The following is a 16570-nucleotide window of genomic DNA, read 5'->3' on the forward strand; positions in this document are numbered from 1 at the left end:
TTACGTAGACTTATAAAGTCTCACACTGCTTCCACATCTTACCGACCCATGATGACCACCGCAAATGCCGTCATTGCGCCGCTTCGGCGTTCTCCTTGACCTTGGCGATGAGCTCGTCGAGCGCGGAGGCGGGCAGCGCGCCGGCCTGCTTGAAGATCACCGCGCCGTCCTTGATGACGATCAGCGTGGGCACGGCGCTGATTTCGGCGGCCTCGGCAAGACCCTGCTGCTGGTCGATGTCGACCTTGGCGAAGTGGATGTCGTCGTGCTTGTTCGACGCCTCCTCGTAGATCGGTCCGAATGCGCGGCACGGACCGCACCACGTGGCCCAGAAGTCGATGAAGACGAGCTTGTGCTCCTTGATGGTCGTTTCGAAATTCTCGGCGGTCAGCTCATGCGTTGCCATAATCGCTCCTTGTTTTTATATATATAAATAGTGTCCGGATGCTGCGCATCGGCGTCCGGCGACGCCTGCGGCAGGACGGTGCCGTATCAAGCATCTCACACAGTACGTGGCTCGCCGACGAGGGGCGGGGACTACGCTCAGGGCGCATTGTCACGCGGTTTCGGATTTTTTCAGCGAATGGTCACGCAAAGGTCATGCGGCGGCATGATAATGGACCCATGCCGGTTCTTAATGACGAAGTGCCCGACGAGGGCGACTACGACGCATCACGACGCCGTGGCGAGTTCGACAACATCACTCCCGACGATTTCATCCGCGGATCGGGTCATGGCAACCCGCCCGGATGGATGGACTCCTCCGAGATCGACCACGTCCGCAGGGAGATGCCCATCGTCTACGTGGAGATCGTGCCTGTGCGCACCGACGAGTTCGGGCGCATCGACCAGGTCGGCACGCTGCTGCGCGTGGGCGACGACAGCTCGATCGAACGCACGCTCATCACCGGACGCGTGCTGTTCCACGAATCGCTGCGCGAGGCCGTTGCGCGCAACATATCCAAGGACCTTGGCGACATCGCCCTGCCGGTGCTACCGGTGAACCTCCAGCCGTTCAGCGTGGCCGAATTCTTCCCGACGCCCGGCGTCTCGCGATACTACGACCCGCGCCAACATGCGGTGGCGTTGTGCTACGTGGTGCCGATCGCGGGCGACTGCAAGCCGCAGGATGAGACGCTCGACGTGGAATGGCTGAGCCCCGCCGAGGTGACGAGGCCCGATTTCCTGGCGCAGATGCCCAACGGCCACGACCAGATTATCCGCCAGGCGATCGCTTGGGCCGAATGACCGGGCGGTCATACGCAACCACGTTGTGAAGGAGTACAGCTGATATGACGATGACGATTCTCAAGACCGCGTACCGCGACGTGCCGAGCACGGCCGACGCCCCGACGCCCGTGGTGCTGGTCCACGCCTTCCCCGTGGACCATCGCGTATGGGACGATTGCGCGGCCGCGATATGCCGGCTGTCCGACGAGCAGGGGCTGAAGCCCTTCGGCGTGTACGCGCTGGAGATGCCGGGCGCCGGACATTGCCCCATCCCCGACGCCGAACAGACCGGACCGACCGCCGCCGACGGCGCCTACCCGGAGGCCATGGACCGCATGGCCGAATCGTTCGTGGAGGCGCTGAAGGCCACCGGTTATGACAAGGCCGTATGGGTCGGCATCTCCATGGGAGGCTACCTCACGCTCGCCGTGCACCGCCTGCACCCCGAGGCCGTGGCCGGCGTGGTGCTGTGCGACACCAAATCGGAGGGCGACGGCCCCCAGGCCCGCGCCAACCGGCTGCGCATCGCCGCCGAATGCGAGGAGCACGACACCGTGGCGCCCGTCATGCACTTCGCCGAGCCACAGCCCGGCGACTCCGCCTTCAAACGCTCGCCGGCGTTCGTGGACCTCTTCACCCGATGGATCGGCGAACAGGACCCGAAGGGCGTGGCATGGCGCCAGCGCATGGCCGCCGGCCGACCCGACGAGACCCCGCAGCTCGCGGGGATCACCGTGCCCGCCGGACTCGTCTCCGGCACGCTCGACCCCTCCAGCGCCCCCGACCGGATGCGTGTCATGGCCGAACGCATGACCGGCACCGACGCCGCGTTCACCGTCGTCGAGGACGCCGGCCACTTCACCTGCGTGGAGAAGCCCGACGTCGTGGCGCAGGCCATCATCGACGTCCAGCGGCGCGCGTGACGCGCACGAAAGGAACCACCGGCATGACCGAATCCACCGTATTCTCCCCGCTGGCGCTCACCCAGGCGCTGCCGTTCCTCCCGCTCGCCCAGGGCACCATCGACTACGAGGTCGAACGCCGCGGCGAACCCGGGCTCATCGACGTGGTGCTCGATGAATCCGCCACTAAGGTCATGCTGGTCAACAACGGGCTGATAGCCGTGCCGAAGGGGCAGGGCGCGGCCGTGGATTACGACGCCGCGAAGATACGTCCGGCGCTCGTCCCCGGCATGTATGTGCGCGACGACCTCGCCCGCCACCGCAACATCACCGCGATATTCCTCGGCACCGACCGCAACGGCGCCGCACCGAGAACCCACTTCGTGGCATTGGACATCACCCGGGCCGTCTCCGAGGTCCCCGACGCGGCGCTCGGCAGCGTGGACCACGGATTCGGGGCCGCCGACGATTCGATCGTCTCCCGCGCCGCCCGCCAGTTCGACTGGGTGGACCTGCGCGGATTCGCGCCCCACGTCGGCTCGCGTGACGCCGGACTCGCCACCAGCGCCGTCACCGTGAGCATCTGGCACAATCGCCAGCGGTTCTGCCCCTGCTGCGGCTCGCCAGTGGAACCCGCGCTCGCCGGCTGGGCGCAGCGCTGCACCAACGCGGGAGACGGCAACCGCATCCTGTTCCCGCGCATCGAGCCGGCGGTGATCACCGCCATCGTGGACGGCCGCGACCGACTGCTGCTCCAGCACAACACCGCGTGGAAGGGCAACCTGTATTCCGTCTCCGCCGGATTCGTGGAGGCGGGGGAGAACCTTGAACACGCTGCGCGTCGCGAAGCCAAGGAGGAGACCGGCATCACGCTCGGCGAGGTGAAGTACCTCGGTTCGCAGCCGTGGCCGTTCCCCGCCTCGCTCATGATGGCGTTCAAGGCCCGCGCCCTGACCACCGATATCCACGTGGACCACGAGGAGACGGGCACCGCGCAATGGTTCACCCGCGACGAATTCACCGACGCCATGATCACCGGCCGAATCGAGGTGCCGGGCAAGGCCACCATCGCCCGCTACATGCTTGAGGAGTGGTACGGCCGGCCGTTGCAGTGATGGCGGCTCCCCTCAGTCTCGCTGGCGCTCGACAGCTCCCCTCAGTCGTGAGGGGAGCCGGTTGCTTAGTCCGTTTGGCGTTGTTTGGGTGGTGGGGTGTTGTTGGCTCCCCTCAGTCGTGAGGGGAGCCGGTTGCTCAGTCCGTCCGGCGTTGTTTGATCGGTGGGGTTTTTGGCTCCCCTCAATTGTGAGGGGAGCTGTCAGACGGAGTCTGACTGAGGGGAGTTAGCCCCTGCGCCACACGTCCGATGGCCCGCGAATCCTCCCACGGCGAAAACCATGTCCATGCATGGTCGCAGTAGCCGTTTCTTTGTTGGATGAATCACAATACCCGCCATCGGCAATTGTCATTTCGGCGGGTATAGTGGGGAACGTTGAGAACGAACGAGAATGGGACCACAATGACTGATGACAAGGACTTCGCCCCGGTACCGCTTCCGGGAGGCGCGTCGCCCGACGACGCGAGGACGATGACCATGGCACCGCTGCCGCAGTCGGCCGGAGCCATGGGGGCGGTGCCCATGCCCCCCGCCAACGGAGGCTCGCACGCCGCCAAGAAAAGGAGGAACGTCGGCCTGATCGCGGTCATCTCCTTCGTCGCCGTCGTCCTGCTCGCGCTCGTCGGCTACATCGGCGGAGGCCAGTTCTACTTCAAGGACAAGGCCGCCCCCGGAGTGAGCCTCGGCGGCATCTCCGTCGCCGGCCAGACCGCCGACGAACTCAAGGCCACCGTGAACGACGCGGTGAAGAACTCCACGGTCCAGGTCTCCGTCAAGGGCGGCCAGTCCACCACGGCATCCCTCAAGGACCTCGGCACCACCGTCGACGTCGACGCCACGGTCAACGACCTGCTCAACGCCAACAAGGGCGACCTCCTCTCCAAGGTCAACCCCTTCGCCAAGACGTCCGTCGCGCTGAAGACCTCCACCGACAAACTGGCCATGTCCACCTACCTCACCGACAAGCTCATCGGCGAGAACGCCCGCGTGGAGAACGCCGCCATCAAATACGACGGCGCCAAATACGTGACCACGCCGAGCAAGGACGGTGAGGCCCCGAAGCTAGAACCGGTCGTCGCCACGATCGACGAACTGGCCTCCAACCCCGGCAACGCGCGGAAGGTCGAGGTGGCCACCACCACCGAGAAGGCCCCCATCAGCGACGCCACCGCCGCCAAGGCCGCCACCGACGCCAACGCCCGTCTCAACAGCAAGCTCGTCATCTCCAACGGCGACGACAAGACCCTCACCATCCCCGCCGCACAGATCGCCAAATGGATCAAGGTGAACGAGGATGTCACCAAGGGCACCATCTCCCTGACCTACGACCAGAACGCCATCAACTCCTATCTCTCCAGCTCCCTGCCGGGCGCGCTCAACCAGAAGATGGTCGCCGAGGAGAACGTCGTCAACACCGAAGGCACCGTCATCACCACGAACGTCAAGGGCGTCAACGGCGTCGAAGTGAACAGCGACCTCTCCGACACCGCCAAGCAGGTCGCCGCCGCCCTGCAGAACGGCACCTCCGGCACCATCAAGGCCAACACCAAGGTGACGAAGTACGAGACGAAGTCCCGCAAGGTGCGCTACGACGTGCCCAACGGCGACCCGCACATGGTCATCGACCTGAGTAAGCAGCAGGCGTTCGCCTACAAGGGCACCACGCTGGTCCGGACTTTCAACGTCTCGACCGGCAAGCCCAGCACCCCCACCGACACAGGCACCTTCTTCGCCAACGTCAAGTACGAATCCCAGACCATGGTCGGCGAGGACTACGTGACGCCGAACGTGCCGTGGGTCACCTACTACAACGGCGGCGAAGGCTTCCACGGCGCCCCGTGGAATCCCGACGGCATCGCCAGCGGTACCCCGAAGTCGCACGGCTGCACCAACATGAACGTGGCCGACGCCAAGTGGGTCTACGACTTCCTGCCGATCGGCGGCATGGTGCAGGTCATCGGCAGCACGCCGAGCGGGGCCGTGAGGTAAGCGCCTGACGGTACGCTTGTCCATATGACAGACGCACACGATTACGAAACCGGGATGGACGGTGCTTCGGCGGCCGCCGCCAACGTCGACATCCCCGAACACCTCCGCTACACCGATGACCACGTGTGGGTCGACGACTCCGTCGACCCCGTGGTCATCGGCGTCACCGAGCACGCCGTCCAGGAGCTCGGCGAACTGGTGTTCATTGAATTCCCCGAAACGGGCACACGGGTCGAGGCGGGCGACGAAATCGTCTCCCTTGAATCCTCGAAGGCCGTGACCCCGATGATCAGCCCGGTGGCGGGCATCGTCAAATACGTGAACCGCGAAGCCTACGACGATCCGTCGGTCGTCGATAACGACCCGTATGGTGAAGGCTGGCTCGTCAAGATCGCCCTTGACGACGACGAACCCGACCTGCTCACCGCGGAGGAATACGCCAAGGTGTTGCAATAGTGATTCGAAGGTAGACCATGGCAAAAACCACCCGGGAACACGATTACGACCACAGGAACGACGACACGGGCCACGACGGCGAACGGCCCATCATCGCGCAGCCTGCCACATCGAACTTCGAGACGGCCAGCCGTCGCGAACGCATCGACCTCAAACCGTTGGGCGTCCGCGTCATACGGCATTCCGTCACCAAGGCGTTCGGACTGTGGAGCATGTCCGCCACCGCGGTCGTACGCCGCTTCGGGTGGTTCCCCCGTGTGGAACCGTACGTCGGCTACGGCACCGGTGCATACTCCCGGCTGATCTGCCGCACCGTCTACGCGCCCGTACAACGCACCGCCGGCCTGGTGATGCGCGGCATCCGCGCCGCGTTCATGGTGCCGGCCGCCGGAACGCAGGTGCGTATCAGCATCGACGACATCCCCCTGCTCACCGTGCAGATCGGCGACTCCGAGGAGTTCGACGCCGTGGACGCCAACCGCGAGCAGAGCAGCGAATTCGCCCTCTCCGACTCCCAGGGGTATCTCGACCTCGTGGCCGAACGCGGACTGACGCCCGGCAAGCACGACGTGTCGTACATCGTCGACGGACGGCATCCCGTCCATTCCCCGCTGTACACGATTCCCGCCAACGCCAAAGTCGGAATCATCTCCGACATCGACGATACGGTCATGGTCACGCAGGTGCCCACGCTGTGGCGCGCAGTATTCAACATGCTGTTCCTCAATCCACGCAAACGCATGTCTGTGCCGTCGATGTCGGTGTTCTACTCCAAGTTGCGCGAGTTCTTCCCCGACGCGCCGTTCTTCTATCTGTCGACGTCGCCATGGAACGTCGAAGGCTCCATCCGGCACTTTCTCGAATACCACGGATTCCCCGAAGGGCCGCTGCTGCTGCGTGACCTCGATCCGAGGCCGAAGAAGTTCATCCCCACCGGCGTGCAGCACAAGCTCGAATTCGTGGAGCAGCTCATGGCCGACTTCCCCGAGATGCGGTTCATCCTCCTCGGCGACGACGGCCAGAAGGATCCGACCACATACTCCACCATCGCGCAGCGGTACAAGGGGCGCGTCATCGCCATCGGCATCCGCCAGCTCAGCCCGCACGACATGGGGCGTTCGCTGCCGCAGAGGGTCGCCGGCGTCGCGCCGCCGTCGCCCGAAATCGACGTTCCCGTGTTCTATGGCCCCAACGGCGTCAACCTCATGAACACGATGATGCCCTACCTGAGGAACCTCTTCAAGTAGGGGGGTCTTGCGGCGGACGATGCCGTGGGTGCCTGATTTGGCTGATTTTCGCCATTGGTGCGATACTGTACTCTATGGTTTTGGAGAATGGCTGGTCAGCAGTGCAGGGGCTCGAACCGCCGAAGGCGGTCAAGGAACCGCATCGGCGTCGTGCGCAGGGCGATTCGTTCGTCGATCCGTATGAATGGATGCGGGACAAGGAATCCGACCGTGTGCAGCAATACGTCGCCGATGAGAACGACTACTGCGAACGACGCATGGCGGGATTGAAGACGCTCCGCGGCACGCTGTTCGACGAGATCCGCGGCCGTGTGCAGCAGACCGACATGTCGGTGCCCACGCGCATGAACGGATACTGGTACTTCACCCGCACCGAAGAGGGCAAGCAGTACGGCATCCAATGCCGTGTGCCGATCCGTGGCGAGGACGACTGGAATCCGCCAAGCTTCTCGGCCGCCGGGGTCTCGCAGCCATTGGACGGCGAGGAGATCGTCTTCGACTGCAACGCCGAGGCCGAGGGACATGACTTCTTCAGCGTCGGCGGCCTCGACCTGAGCCACGACGGCCGTGTGATGGCCTACAGCGTGGACGTTCGGGGTGACGAACGCTACGATCTGCGCATCCGCGACCTCGCCACAGGCGAGGACTATCCCGAGGTCATCCATGAGGTGGCCGGCGGCGGATGCATCACGCCCGACGGGGCATGGGTGTTCTACACGCGCGTGAACGAGGCATGGCGCCCGTACTGCGTATGGCGTCACCGCGTCGGCACCGACGCCTCCGAGGACGTGGAGGTCTACAGCGATTCCGACGAGCGCTTCTGGGTGGGTGTCGGCATGTCGTTCGACGAACGCCACATCATCATCGAATCGAGTTCCAAGACCACGTCCGAGGTGCTCATGCTGCCTGTGGAGGATCCCGAAGGCACGTTCGAGCCGTTCATCAAACGCGTCGAAGGCGTGGAATACGACGTGAGCTTCGCCCGGTTCGAGGACGAGGGTGGCGACATCCCCGTCGCACTGGTGATCCATAACGTCACCAACCCGAACTTCGAGATAGACGTGATCGACATGCGCTCGCACGAGCCGCCATACGAGCTGGGCGAGGGCGTGTGCGTGGCGCAGGGGTCCCCGGCCGGATGCGAGCCGCCGCACGGGCACAGGCCCACCCCCGAGACGAGGGCGACGCGATACCAGTCGATCAGCACGCTCAGCGACATCCCGGCGAATCCGGAGATTCTGCAGGACGTGCAGGGGCTGCGCATCGAGGGCATCGCCATGTACCGCAACTTCGTGGTGCTGTCGTACCGCGCCGACAGCCTGCCGCAGCTGGCCGTCATGCCCAAGCACGCCGCCAAGGAGGACTTCCTCGCCGGGCGGCCATGGGGGTTCGGCGGCATCGTGCCGCGCGTGGACGGCAAGCTGTATTCCATCGGCATGAGCGGTAACCCATCATATGACGCGCCAAGAATGCGCTACACCACGGTGAGCTACACGCAGCCGGGGGAGCTGCACGAATACGATCCCGAGACCGACACCGACGTGCTGCTCAAGCGCGCCACCGTGCTCGGGGACTTCGACCCCGCCGACTACGCGGAGAAGCGCATGTGGGTGCGCGTGCGCGACGGCGAGCATGTGCCAGTCTCGCTGGTGTGGCGCCGCGGACGCATCCCCGCGCTCCGGGGCGCGAAGGAGGGGCTGACCGACGAGGTCATCGAGGTGCCTCGCGAGCTGATCCTCTCCTACGAGGACATGTCGGCCCGCTACGACCGGCGTGAGGCCCCGATGTTCATCACCGGCTACGGTGCCTATGAGATCAGCTCCGACCCGGGCTTCTCCGTGCCCCGTCTGAGTATGCTCGACCGCGGTGTGCTGTACGCGGTGGCGCACACGCGCGGCGGCGGCGAGCTCGGCCGCGGCTGGTATGAGCAGGGGCGCAAGCTCAACAAGATGAACACGTTCATCGACTTCATCGACGTCACCGCGGCCCTGCAGCGCAACGGCATCGCCGACCCGAAACGCACCGTGGCCAACGGCGGTTCGGCCGGCGGCCTGCTCATGGGCGCGGTGGCCAACATGGCGCCGCAGCTGTATGCGGGCATCGAGGCGGACGTGCCGTTCGTGGATGCGCTCACCTCCATCCTCGACACGTCGTTGCCGCTCACCGTCACCGAATGGGACGAATGGGGCGACCCGCTGCACAGCGCCGAGGTCTACCGCTACATGAAGCAGTACTCCCCGTACGAGAACGTGCAGGACGCCGACGACCGCGAGCAGGAGTACGGCACGCGGCACTTCCCCTCCATCTTCATCACCACGTCGATGAACGACACGCGCGTGCTCTACGTGGAACCGCTCAAATGGCTGGCCCGGCTGCAGGAGCCCGAGGCCGAGGTCGACGCCGTGGCGAAGATCGAGGTCGAGGCAGGTCACGGCGGCGTAACCGGACGATACAAGCGCTGGCAGGAGATCGCCTACGAGAACGCCTGGTGCCTTGCCGTCATGGGCATCAAGGAGTAGCGGTTTCCTGGTTGCCGCCCATCGTTGGCGAGTCACGGCGGTGGACTAGCGCGCATAATGGCAAGAATATGTGCTGGTCCACCGCCGGAGAATCCTGCGGATGTCCGAAACCTTGCAATCATGCGGTTCTTCATCATGGCTATCAATGGTTTCCACGGACTAGGGCACACAACGACGATATTGCATCCTAGTCCATCACCGAAGTGCTCTTCCTGTCGCCATAAACGGATCTCCCATGGCCATCGCGAACATCTCACCCCCCCGGGTACAGTCTTCATTGAAGAACTCGTGAAAAGTGACGAGGGGGGAACGAATATGGAATCAGTACAGCAGCAAACACTGGCCGACAGTGGCCAGCAGGACGGCGACAAGAGAAAACACGGGAAGCCGAAGAGGCGCCTGCCGCGATTTCGCATGGTGCTTCTTGCAATAGTGGTGGTGTTGATGGCGATGGCGGTGTTCCTCACCGTCAAGACGCATCTGGCAACACGGTTCGAGCAGCTCGACGAAGCGGACCAGCAGACGCTGTCGCAGTACGCGAAGTTTGCTGCGGCGACGGAACATAAGGGGGTCTGGCGTGACTTTCCGCTGTATCGTCAGCCCGTCGTGTCGATAGACACGGACACGCACTCGATGTACCTCATCAATCCCGAGCACGAACCTGGCTGGCTGTTCGCCGCTCGCATCACGATGCCGCAGGATTCCCCGTTGAAGGTATACCGGCTTTCCTCGCTCACTCCCGGAATGCAGCCCATTCTTCGCAATCCGCTGAGCGGGAATTTCCCGCAGGGAAATAAACCGTTGCCTACCGTTGCGGGAAACACGGTGTTCTGGCAGCGATACAGCAGCAAGAAGGCCTCGCAGGATCCGGCCCAGACCTTCTTGGCGTTGGTGAGCCATGAAAGTTTCCATAAGCTCAAGCAGGAGCAGTGGAACTGGGACGGCAGCGAGGGCGATACCGGAAGGTTCTTCACCGATACGCTTAAGGGGAAGAAGCTCGAAATTCTCGGCGAGGGATATGAATCGCTGACGATCGCCCAACAGGAGCTGGGAAAGAAGACACCGGACGTACAGCAGGTGCGGAAGGGCGTAACGGGATACCTTGATGCCATGGACCGGCTCAATAAGCTCGACCCCGAGTTCGTGCGCAAATATGCCGGTGAGGAGACCTATGAGGGAACCGCGCAATACGTGCGCGACAAGGCCGTGCGGTCCACGGGAACGACGCTGAGGATCATGCACTTCTCCAACAAGGACAATGTGCCGTTTTCGTATGTCGTCCCGAGGATACAGTCCGGTAAGATGGACGCCAGCTTCCTCTCCTCGGATCTCGTGTATGAGACCGGCGCCACGCTTTGCGAGGCGATGGATACCGTGGGATTCGACTATCAGACCTACCTCGACACCGCAAAGCCGGGCAACACCAAGACGCTGCTGCAACTTGCACGCACGGCGATGCAGCAATAACCTCCGACCCCGGGGAACAACCAAGCAACAATCCTCCGATCATTGGCCTGCCATAAGGACCAATGGCTTGACGCACTTCGGAGCTCGGCCGTCTCCCCACCTTGGCTCCCCTCTCTGAGGGGAGCTGTCGGCGTCAGCCGACTGAGGGGAGTGACACCTTGAACTCCCATCTCCCCTCGGAGAGAGGATCCGATCGGAGCGAAGCGAGCCCCTCCCTAAAAAACAGAAGCCGCAAATCCGAGTTGTGGGTGTCTGATTCGCGGAACGCTGCCTTCGCGACAGCATTCATCCCTCGAAATCGTTGCAATCACGTCATGCCGGAATCCGACTCCTCCGGGGCAACACCCACAACTCGCTTTCCGACAGCATGACGACCGTCGCCTGTCCACCAGACGGAACGGTGATGCTGTTTTCGGACGGTGCCACCTACCCTGTTGGGTATGGCACATGACAAGAAGACATTGAACATCGCGGTCATTCCCGGCGATGGCATCGGCAAGGAAGTCACGCCCGTCGCCCAGGCCGTATTGGAGAAGGCCTCCGAAGGCGTCATCGACTTCAACTACACCAACTTCGAACTCGGCGCCGAACGCTATCTGCGCGACGGGGCCATCCTTCCCGACGAGGAGCTGGAGGAGATCAAGAAGCAGGACGCCATCCTGCTCGGCGCCGTCGGCGACCCGCGCATCAAGGCCGGCATCCTCGAACGCGGCCTGCTGCTCAAGCTGCGTTTCGCCCTCGACCAGTACGTGAACCTCCGCCCGACCAAGCTGTACAAGGGCGTCACCTCGCCGCTCGCCAACCCCGGCGACATCGATTTCGTCGTCGTGCGCGAAGGCACCGAAGGCCTCTACTGCGGCGCCGGCGGGGCCGTGCGCGTCGGTACCCCGAACGAGGTGGCCACCGAGGTCTCCATCAACACGGCCTACGGCGTCGAGCGCGTGGTCCGCTACGCCTTCGAGCTGGCCATGAAGCGCAAGAAGCATGTGACCCTCGTACACAAGAAGAACGTGCTCGTCAACGCCGGTGACATGTGGCAGCGCATCGTCGACAAGGTGGGCGAGGAATACCCGGAGGTCACGCACGACTACCTGCATATCGACGCGACCACCATCTTCCTGGTCTCCAACCCGAGCCGCTTCGACGTGATTCTCACCGACAACCTCTTCGGCGACATCATCACCGACGAGGCCGGTGCCGTGGTCGGCGGCGTGGGATACTCCGCCTCCGGCTGCATCAATGCCAGCAACGAATACCCGTCTATGTTCGAGCCAATCCACGGTTCCGCCCCCGACATCGCCGGCAAGGGCATCGCCAACCCCACGGCCGCCGTGCTCTCCACCGCCATGCTGCTGCGCCACTTCGGCTACGACGACATCGCCGCCCGCATCGACGCCGCAGTGGAGGCCGACATCGCAGAGCTCGGCTCCACCAAGCGTGGCACCGAGCAGGTCGGCAACGACATCCTCGCCCGCCTGTAGCGATTGGCCGCTATCCGGCATATCACGACATCGCAAAACCGCCCCGTGCATCATCCACGGGGCGGTTTTGTCGTATGTATTTGTCGTATGACTGCGACAAACAGGACGCGGGGATGAGGTACGGTTCCCGTCCGTCGCGTGCGCTGCAACGGACCGGACTCGGAGAGGCCGCTCGGTTCCCGTCCGTCGTGTATAAGCGACGAAACGGACGTAGACGGGAACGGATACGGTGGCGGTATGGTCAAACGCAACGTTGAATCCCGAACCGTGGCAACCGTCGGTCGCGGGGAATGCAAGACGACCGGTGGCAAACTGGTGGCGGTGTCCGTCCGTCTGGATGGGGGCGCCGTCATCGAAGCCCATATCGACGGGGATTTCCTCATCGACCGCATCGTCCCTGCCGATGGCGCGCCGGAAGACGGTATCACGCCGGCGCCGAAGTTTGATGACACTGCGACGTTTGATGACACTGCGAAGTTTGATGACACTGCGAAATTCGATGACACTGCGAAGTTCGGTGCCGACACTGCGGATACGGCGCTGCTTGCGGACATCGAACGTGCCATCGTCTCGAATGACGCATCCATCGATGATCTCCGTGCGTTGCCCGCCGCTATCGAAGCCGTGATCGCCGCTCATCCAAATACACGACTTGTCGGAACCACGGTCGAGGCCATCGTCACCGCCACGGGCCGTGCCATCGCCGATGCGTCGGCTATGAGGGAACCGGTCGTCATGGATTCGGTGGCCGAATCGTCGTCCGCCACGACCGGCGTCGTCGAAAACGTGGCCCCCGCCCCGACCGCCCCGGAGGATTTTGCCGGACGATGGTCCACATTCGCTTCACGAGTCGCCATCGTCATCGACGCCGAGCCATACTTCCCGGCCATGCAGATGGCGCTCGACGAGGTCATCGCGCGACGCGTAGCCTCAGGCAGGATGCCGCCGACACTCAGATTCTGGCGATGGGGGAGCCCCGCCGTCGTCATCGGCGCCTACCAGTCGGTGCGCAACGAGGTCGATATGACCGCGGCTGCGGAGCACGGATTCGCCGTGGTCCGCCGTATGACCGGCGGCGGAGCGATGTTCGTGCGCCCCGCCGACACCATCACGTATTCGTTATACGTTCCCGCCGCCTTCACCGACGGATTGCCCGTCGTGGAATCCTATCGACTTTGCGACATGTGGGCGTTCGACGCGTTGCATGACATCGGCATCCCCGCGGTCCCGCAGCCGCTCAACGATATCGCCACGACGGACGGTGGCAAGATCGGTGGCGCCGCCCAACGACGGTTCCCCGCCGGACGCGGTGCCGACGGGTCGCGTGGCCCCGGCTGCATCCTCCACCACGTCACCATGGCCTACGACATCGATGCCGGACTCATGACCCGCGTGCTGCGCATCTCCAAGGAAAAACTCGTCGACAAGGCCGTATCGTCGGCGAAGAAACGCGTGACGCCGCTCAGGACGCTCACCCCGTTGAGTCGGGAGAGGATCGTCGAATCGATGCGTGCGTTCGCGCTCGCCGATATCCCGTCGGCCCGGGCGGCAGATCTGTCCGCCGACGTCATCGACGAGGCGAGATCCCTGGCCGCCGGAAAATACGCGACCACGGAATGGACGTATCGTATTCCCTGATTCGGGCGCATATGCATGAAATTTGGTTGATTCGGTCATAAGGACCGTGATTTGGGGGTCCTTATGACCGGAACGACCAAGTAGGGGATTTTCGTGACCGGATTGACCAAGTATTATGGCGGCGGACGTCGGATGCGTGTAAAAAGGAACGTATGAATTACGTGTCGCAGTCGCCATTGCATGACGCCATCAATAAGGCCAGCACCGATTTGTTCTCGTTCGCCTACAAAAACGTGGCGAAGAAGGCGTTCTTCGCCATGCCGCCGGACAAGGCCCACGAGACGATGATCGCCGGATGCGAGGCCGCCGGCCATGTGCCGCCGCTGATGTGGATGCTGCGAGGGATGCTCGACTACACGGACCCGGCGTTGGAGACCGAGGTCATGGGCGTCCGGTTCCATAACCCGTTCGGGCTTTCCGCCGGCCTCGACAAGGACTGCCAGCTGCCGACCGTGCTGGACGCGGCCGGATTCGGGTTCGAGACCGTCGGATCGACGACCGCACGCCCCTGCGCCGGCAATCCGCGGCCGTGGTTCCATCGTCTGCCCGACTACGGTTCGATGGTCGTGCACGCGGGTCTGGCCAACGACGGTTCGGAGAAGGTGATCGCGCGGGCGGAGAAGGCCTATACGAACGTGAGGACCATGCGGATGTCCGTTTCGATCGCCAGGACCAATGACGACCTGGTCGGTGATCTGGACGAGGGCATCGCCGACTACCGCACGTCGTTCGAACGCGCGGTGGGGCGCACGAACATGATCGAGATCAACGTCTCCTGCCCGAATACCCGGGCGGGGGAGCCGTTCACCGACGATCCTGACAACCTCGACCGGTTGTTCGCCGAACTCGACAAGGTGGACCGTCCGCAGCCGGTGCTCGTCAAGATGCCGCTCAACAAGCCGTGGCCCGAGTTCAGGGAGCTGCTCGACGTGCTGGCTGACCACAACGTGCAGGGCGTCTCCATCGCGAACCTGCAGAAGGACCGCACCGGCATGGACGATGTGCCCGCCGACTGGAAGGGTGGGTTGTCCGGACTGCCGTGCCGCAGGCGCAGCGATGCTTTGGTGGCGCAGACCTATCGCGAATACGGCGACCGATTCGCCATCGCCGGCATCGGCGGCGTGTTCACCCCGCGGCAGGCGTATCTGAAGATTCGCGCCGGCGCGTCGCTGGTCATGTTCATCTCGTCGCTCATGTACGTCGGGCCGCAGAACATCACGACCCTGAAGCGCGGACTGGTCGAGCTGCTCCACGAGGACGGCTTCGACAACGTCGCCGAAGCCGTCGGCGTGGACGTGAGGTAGGGACGCGGCGTCAGAATGCGCCGCGGACGTACTGGTCGGGGTAGGGTGCCTGCTCGGTGGCGATGCCGAGCTTGTAGGCGGCGCGTAGCGGCCAATACGGGTTGCGCAGCGCCGCACGGCCGATCTCCACGGCGTCGGCGTCGCGGCGGTGGACGATCTTATCGGCCTGCTTGGCCTTGGTGATCAGCCCCACGGCCGTGGTGCGTATGTCGGCGCGCCTGCGGATCTGCTGGGCGAACGGCACCTGGTACCCCGGTTCCGCGGGGATGGTGACGCCGGGGACGATGCCGCCCGTCGAGACGTCGATGAGGTCGACGCCGTGGCCACGCAGCACACGGGCCGTCTCCACGGTCTGGTCGAGATCCCATCCGCCGGCCGCCCAGTCGGTGGCGGAGACGCGCACCAGCAGCGGAAGCGTGTCGGGCATGACGCTGCGTACCGCATCCGTCACCTCGATCAGCAGACGCATGCGGCCATCGAGATTGCCGCCGTACTCGTCCGTGCGTTCGTTGGTCAACGGGTCGAGGAATTCACTGAGCAGATAGCCGTGCGCGGCGTGGATCTCGATGGCCTGGAATCCGGCCCGGATCGCGCGTTCCGCCGCGGAACGGAACTGGTCCACGATGCCGTGGATCTCGTCGACGGTGAGCTCGCGGGGCGTGGCATAGCCGCCGAACGGAATCGCGGACGGTGCCACGGTGCTCCAGCCGCCGGCCTCCTCTGGCACGGTCTGGCCCTGGTATCCGATGGAGAACGCGCCGGTCGAGCCCTTGCGTCCGGAATGGTTGAGCTGGATGGCGGGGACGGCGCCGGCGTTGCGGATGTCGTCGACGATCCACTTCCATGCGGCGATCTGGTCGTCGTTCCACAGGCCGACGTCGTTGGGGGAGATGCGTCCCTCCGGGCTGACGGCCGTGGCTTCGGCGATCACCATGCCGAAGCCGCCGAGCGCCCGCGAAACGTAATGCTGGTAGTGGAACGGTGTGGGCTTGCCGTCCTGCGCGTAGACGGAATACGTGTCCATCGGCGGCAGCCAGATGCGGTTGCGGATTTCGACGCCGCGCAATGCCAACGGGTCGAACAGATGCGGTTTCCTTGGCTTCTCGGCCATGTATCGTCTCCTTCACGACGAATGCCGTATGCCTGGGTCGGCCGATGATGTCGGCCGTATCTCGCATACGACGGTGGATATGAAAAACAGGCGTAGTAGTATTCCCCTACGC

General features: G+C 64.0%; 13 protein-coding genes. 11 read left to right on the forward strand and 2 right to left on the reverse strand.

Annotation, left to right across the window (positions count from 1 at the left end; translation table 11 throughout):
• Window positions 1-70: 70 nt before the first annotated feature.
• A complete protein-coding gene (trxA, locus tag DF200_RS01335) occupies window positions 71-406 on the reverse strand; it encodes a thioredoxin (protein WP_109136507.1) in 336 nt (111 codons plus the stop codon).
• A gap of 218 nt (window positions 407-624) precedes the next feature.
• Here trxA and DF200_RS01340 point away from each other — a divergent pair, with 218 nt between their 5' ends.
• The 11 genes from DF200_RS01340 (at window position 625) to DF200_RS01390 (ending at window position 15347) form a co-directional block, all read left to right on the forward strand.
• On the forward strand, window positions 625-1248 hold the full coding sequence (locus tag DF200_RS01340; protein WP_109136508.1) for an NUDIX hydrolase family protein: 624 nt from the start codon (window positions 625-627) through the stop codon (window positions 1246-1248).
• Between the two features lie 44 nt (window positions 1249-1292).
• Window positions 1293-2153, forward strand: coding sequence for an alpha/beta fold hydrolase (locus tag DF200_RS01345; protein WP_241520078.1), 861 nt, complete (start codon window positions 1293-1295; stop codon window positions 2151-2153).
• Window positions 2154-2176: 23 nt separating this feature from the next.
• Complete coding sequence (nudC, locus tag DF200_RS01350; RefSeq protein ID WP_109136509.1) at window positions 2177-3247, forward strand: NAD(+) diphosphatase; 1071 nt, start codon at window positions 2177-2179, stop codon at window positions 3245-3247.
• A gap of 401 nt (window positions 3248-3648) precedes the next feature.
• Window positions 3649-5235 (forward strand): L,D-transpeptidase, encoded by a 1587-nt coding sequence (locus tag DF200_RS01355; RefSeq protein ID WP_109136510.1) that lies wholly within the window; start codon window positions 3649-3651, stop codon window positions 5233-5235.
• Between the two features lie 54 nt (window positions 5236-5289).
• Window positions 5290-5691, forward strand: coding sequence for a glycine cleavage system protein GcvH (gene gcvH / locus DF200_RS01360; protein ID WP_109136511.1), 402 nt, complete (start codon window positions 5290-5292; stop codon window positions 5689-5691).
• 17 nt (window positions 5692-5708) lie between these two features.
• Window positions 5709-6938 (forward strand): App1 family protein phosphatidate phosphatase, encoded by a 1230-nt coding sequence (locus DF200_RS01365; RefSeq protein ID WP_109136512.1) that lies wholly within the window; start codon window positions 5709-5711, stop codon window positions 6936-6938.
• Window positions 6939-7012: 74 nt separating this feature from the next.
• Window positions 7013-9457, forward strand: coding sequence for a S9 family peptidase (locus DF200_RS01370; RefSeq protein WP_109136513.1), 2445 nt, complete (start codon window positions 7013-7015; stop codon window positions 9455-9457).
• A gap of 315 nt (window positions 9458-9772) precedes the next feature.
• Window positions 9773-10924, forward strand: coding sequence for a hypothetical protein (locus DF200_RS01375; protein ID WP_109136514.1), 1152 nt, complete (start codon window positions 9773-9775; stop codon window positions 10922-10924).
• A 440-nt stretch (window positions 10925-11364) separates the two neighbouring features.
• A complete protein-coding gene (locus DF200_RS01380) occupies window positions 11365-12405 on the forward strand; it encodes a 3-isopropylmalate dehydrogenase (RefSeq protein WP_109136515.1) in 1041 nt (346 codons plus the stop codon).
• Between the two features lie 267 nt (window positions 12406-12672).
• A complete protein-coding gene (locus tag DF200_RS01385; RefSeq protein WP_193903092.1) occupies window positions 12673-14043 on the forward strand; it encodes a lipoate--protein ligase family protein in 1371 nt (456 codons plus the stop codon).
• Between the two features lie 152 nt (window positions 14044-14195).
• Window positions 14196-15347 (forward strand): quinone-dependent dihydroorotate dehydrogenase, encoded by a 1152-nt coding sequence (locus tag DF200_RS01390; protein WP_109136516.1) that lies wholly within the window; start codon window positions 14196-14198, stop codon window positions 15345-15347.
• A 10-nt stretch (window positions 15348-15357) separates the two neighbouring features.
• Here DF200_RS01390 and DF200_RS01395 read toward each other — a convergent pair whose 3' ends face one another.
• On the reverse strand, window positions 15358-16458 hold the full coding sequence (locus DF200_RS01395) for an NADH:flavin oxidoreductase/NADH oxidase (RefSeq protein WP_109136517.1): 1101 nt from the start codon (window positions 16456-16458) through the stop codon (window positions 15358-15360).
• Window positions 16459-16570 lie beyond the last annotated feature (112 nt).

It is taken from the genome of Bifidobacterium catulorum (genome assembly GCF_003129925.1).
Taxonomy (GTDB): Bacteria; Actinomycetota; Actinomycetes; order Actinomycetales; family Bifidobacteriaceae; genus Galliscardovia; species Galliscardovia catulorum.

What these genes read in the sequence shown, in the direction of transcription:
- trxA (WP_109136507.1), bottom strand. Translation starts at nt 406, where the DNA reads ATGGCAACGCATGAGCTGACCGCCGAGAATTTCGAAACGACCATCAAG.
- DF200_RS01345 (WP_241520078.1), top strand. Translation starts at nt 1,293, where the DNA reads ATGACGATGACGATTCTCAAGACCGCGTACCGCGACGTGCCGAGCACG.
- DF200_RS01375 (WP_109136514.1), top strand. Translation starts at nt 9,773, where the DNA reads ATGGAATCAGTACAGCAGCAAACACTGGCCGACAGTGGCCAGCAGGAC.
- DF200_RS01370 (WP_109136513.1), top strand. Translation starts at nt 7,013, where the DNA reads ATGGTTTTGGAGAATGGCTGGTCAGCAGTGCAGGGGCTCGAACCGCCG.
- DF200_RS01340 (WP_109136508.1), top strand. Translation starts at nt 625, where the DNA reads ATGCCGGTTCTTAATGACGAAGTGCCCGACGAGGGCGACTACGACGCA.
- nudC (WP_109136509.1), top strand. Translation starts at nt 2,177, where the DNA reads ATGACCGAATCCACCGTATTCTCCCCGCTGGCGCTCACCCAGGCGCTG.
- DF200_RS01390 (WP_109136516.1), top strand. Translation starts at nt 14,196, where the DNA reads ATGAATTACGTGTCGCAGTCGCCATTGCATGACGCCATCAATAAGGCC.
- gcvH (WP_109136511.1), top strand. Translation starts at nt 5,290, where the DNA reads ATGGACGGTGCTTCGGCGGCCGCCGCCAACGTCGACATCCCCGAACAC.
- DF200_RS01395 (WP_109136517.1), bottom strand. Translation starts at nt 16,458, where the DNA reads ATGGCCGAGAAGCCAAGGAAACCGCATCTGTTCGACCCGTTGGCATTG.
- DF200_RS01355 (WP_109136510.1), top strand. Translation starts at nt 3,649, where the DNA reads ATGACTGATGACAAGGACTTCGCCCCGGTACCGCTTCCGGGAGGCGCG.
- DF200_RS01365 (WP_109136512.1), top strand. Translation starts at nt 5,709, where the DNA reads ATGGCAAAAACCACCCGGGAACACGATTACGACCACAGGAACGACGAC.
- DF200_RS01380 (WP_109136515.1), top strand. Translation starts at nt 11,365, where the DNA reads ATGGCACATGACAAGAAGACATTGAACATCGCGGTCATTCCCGGCGAT.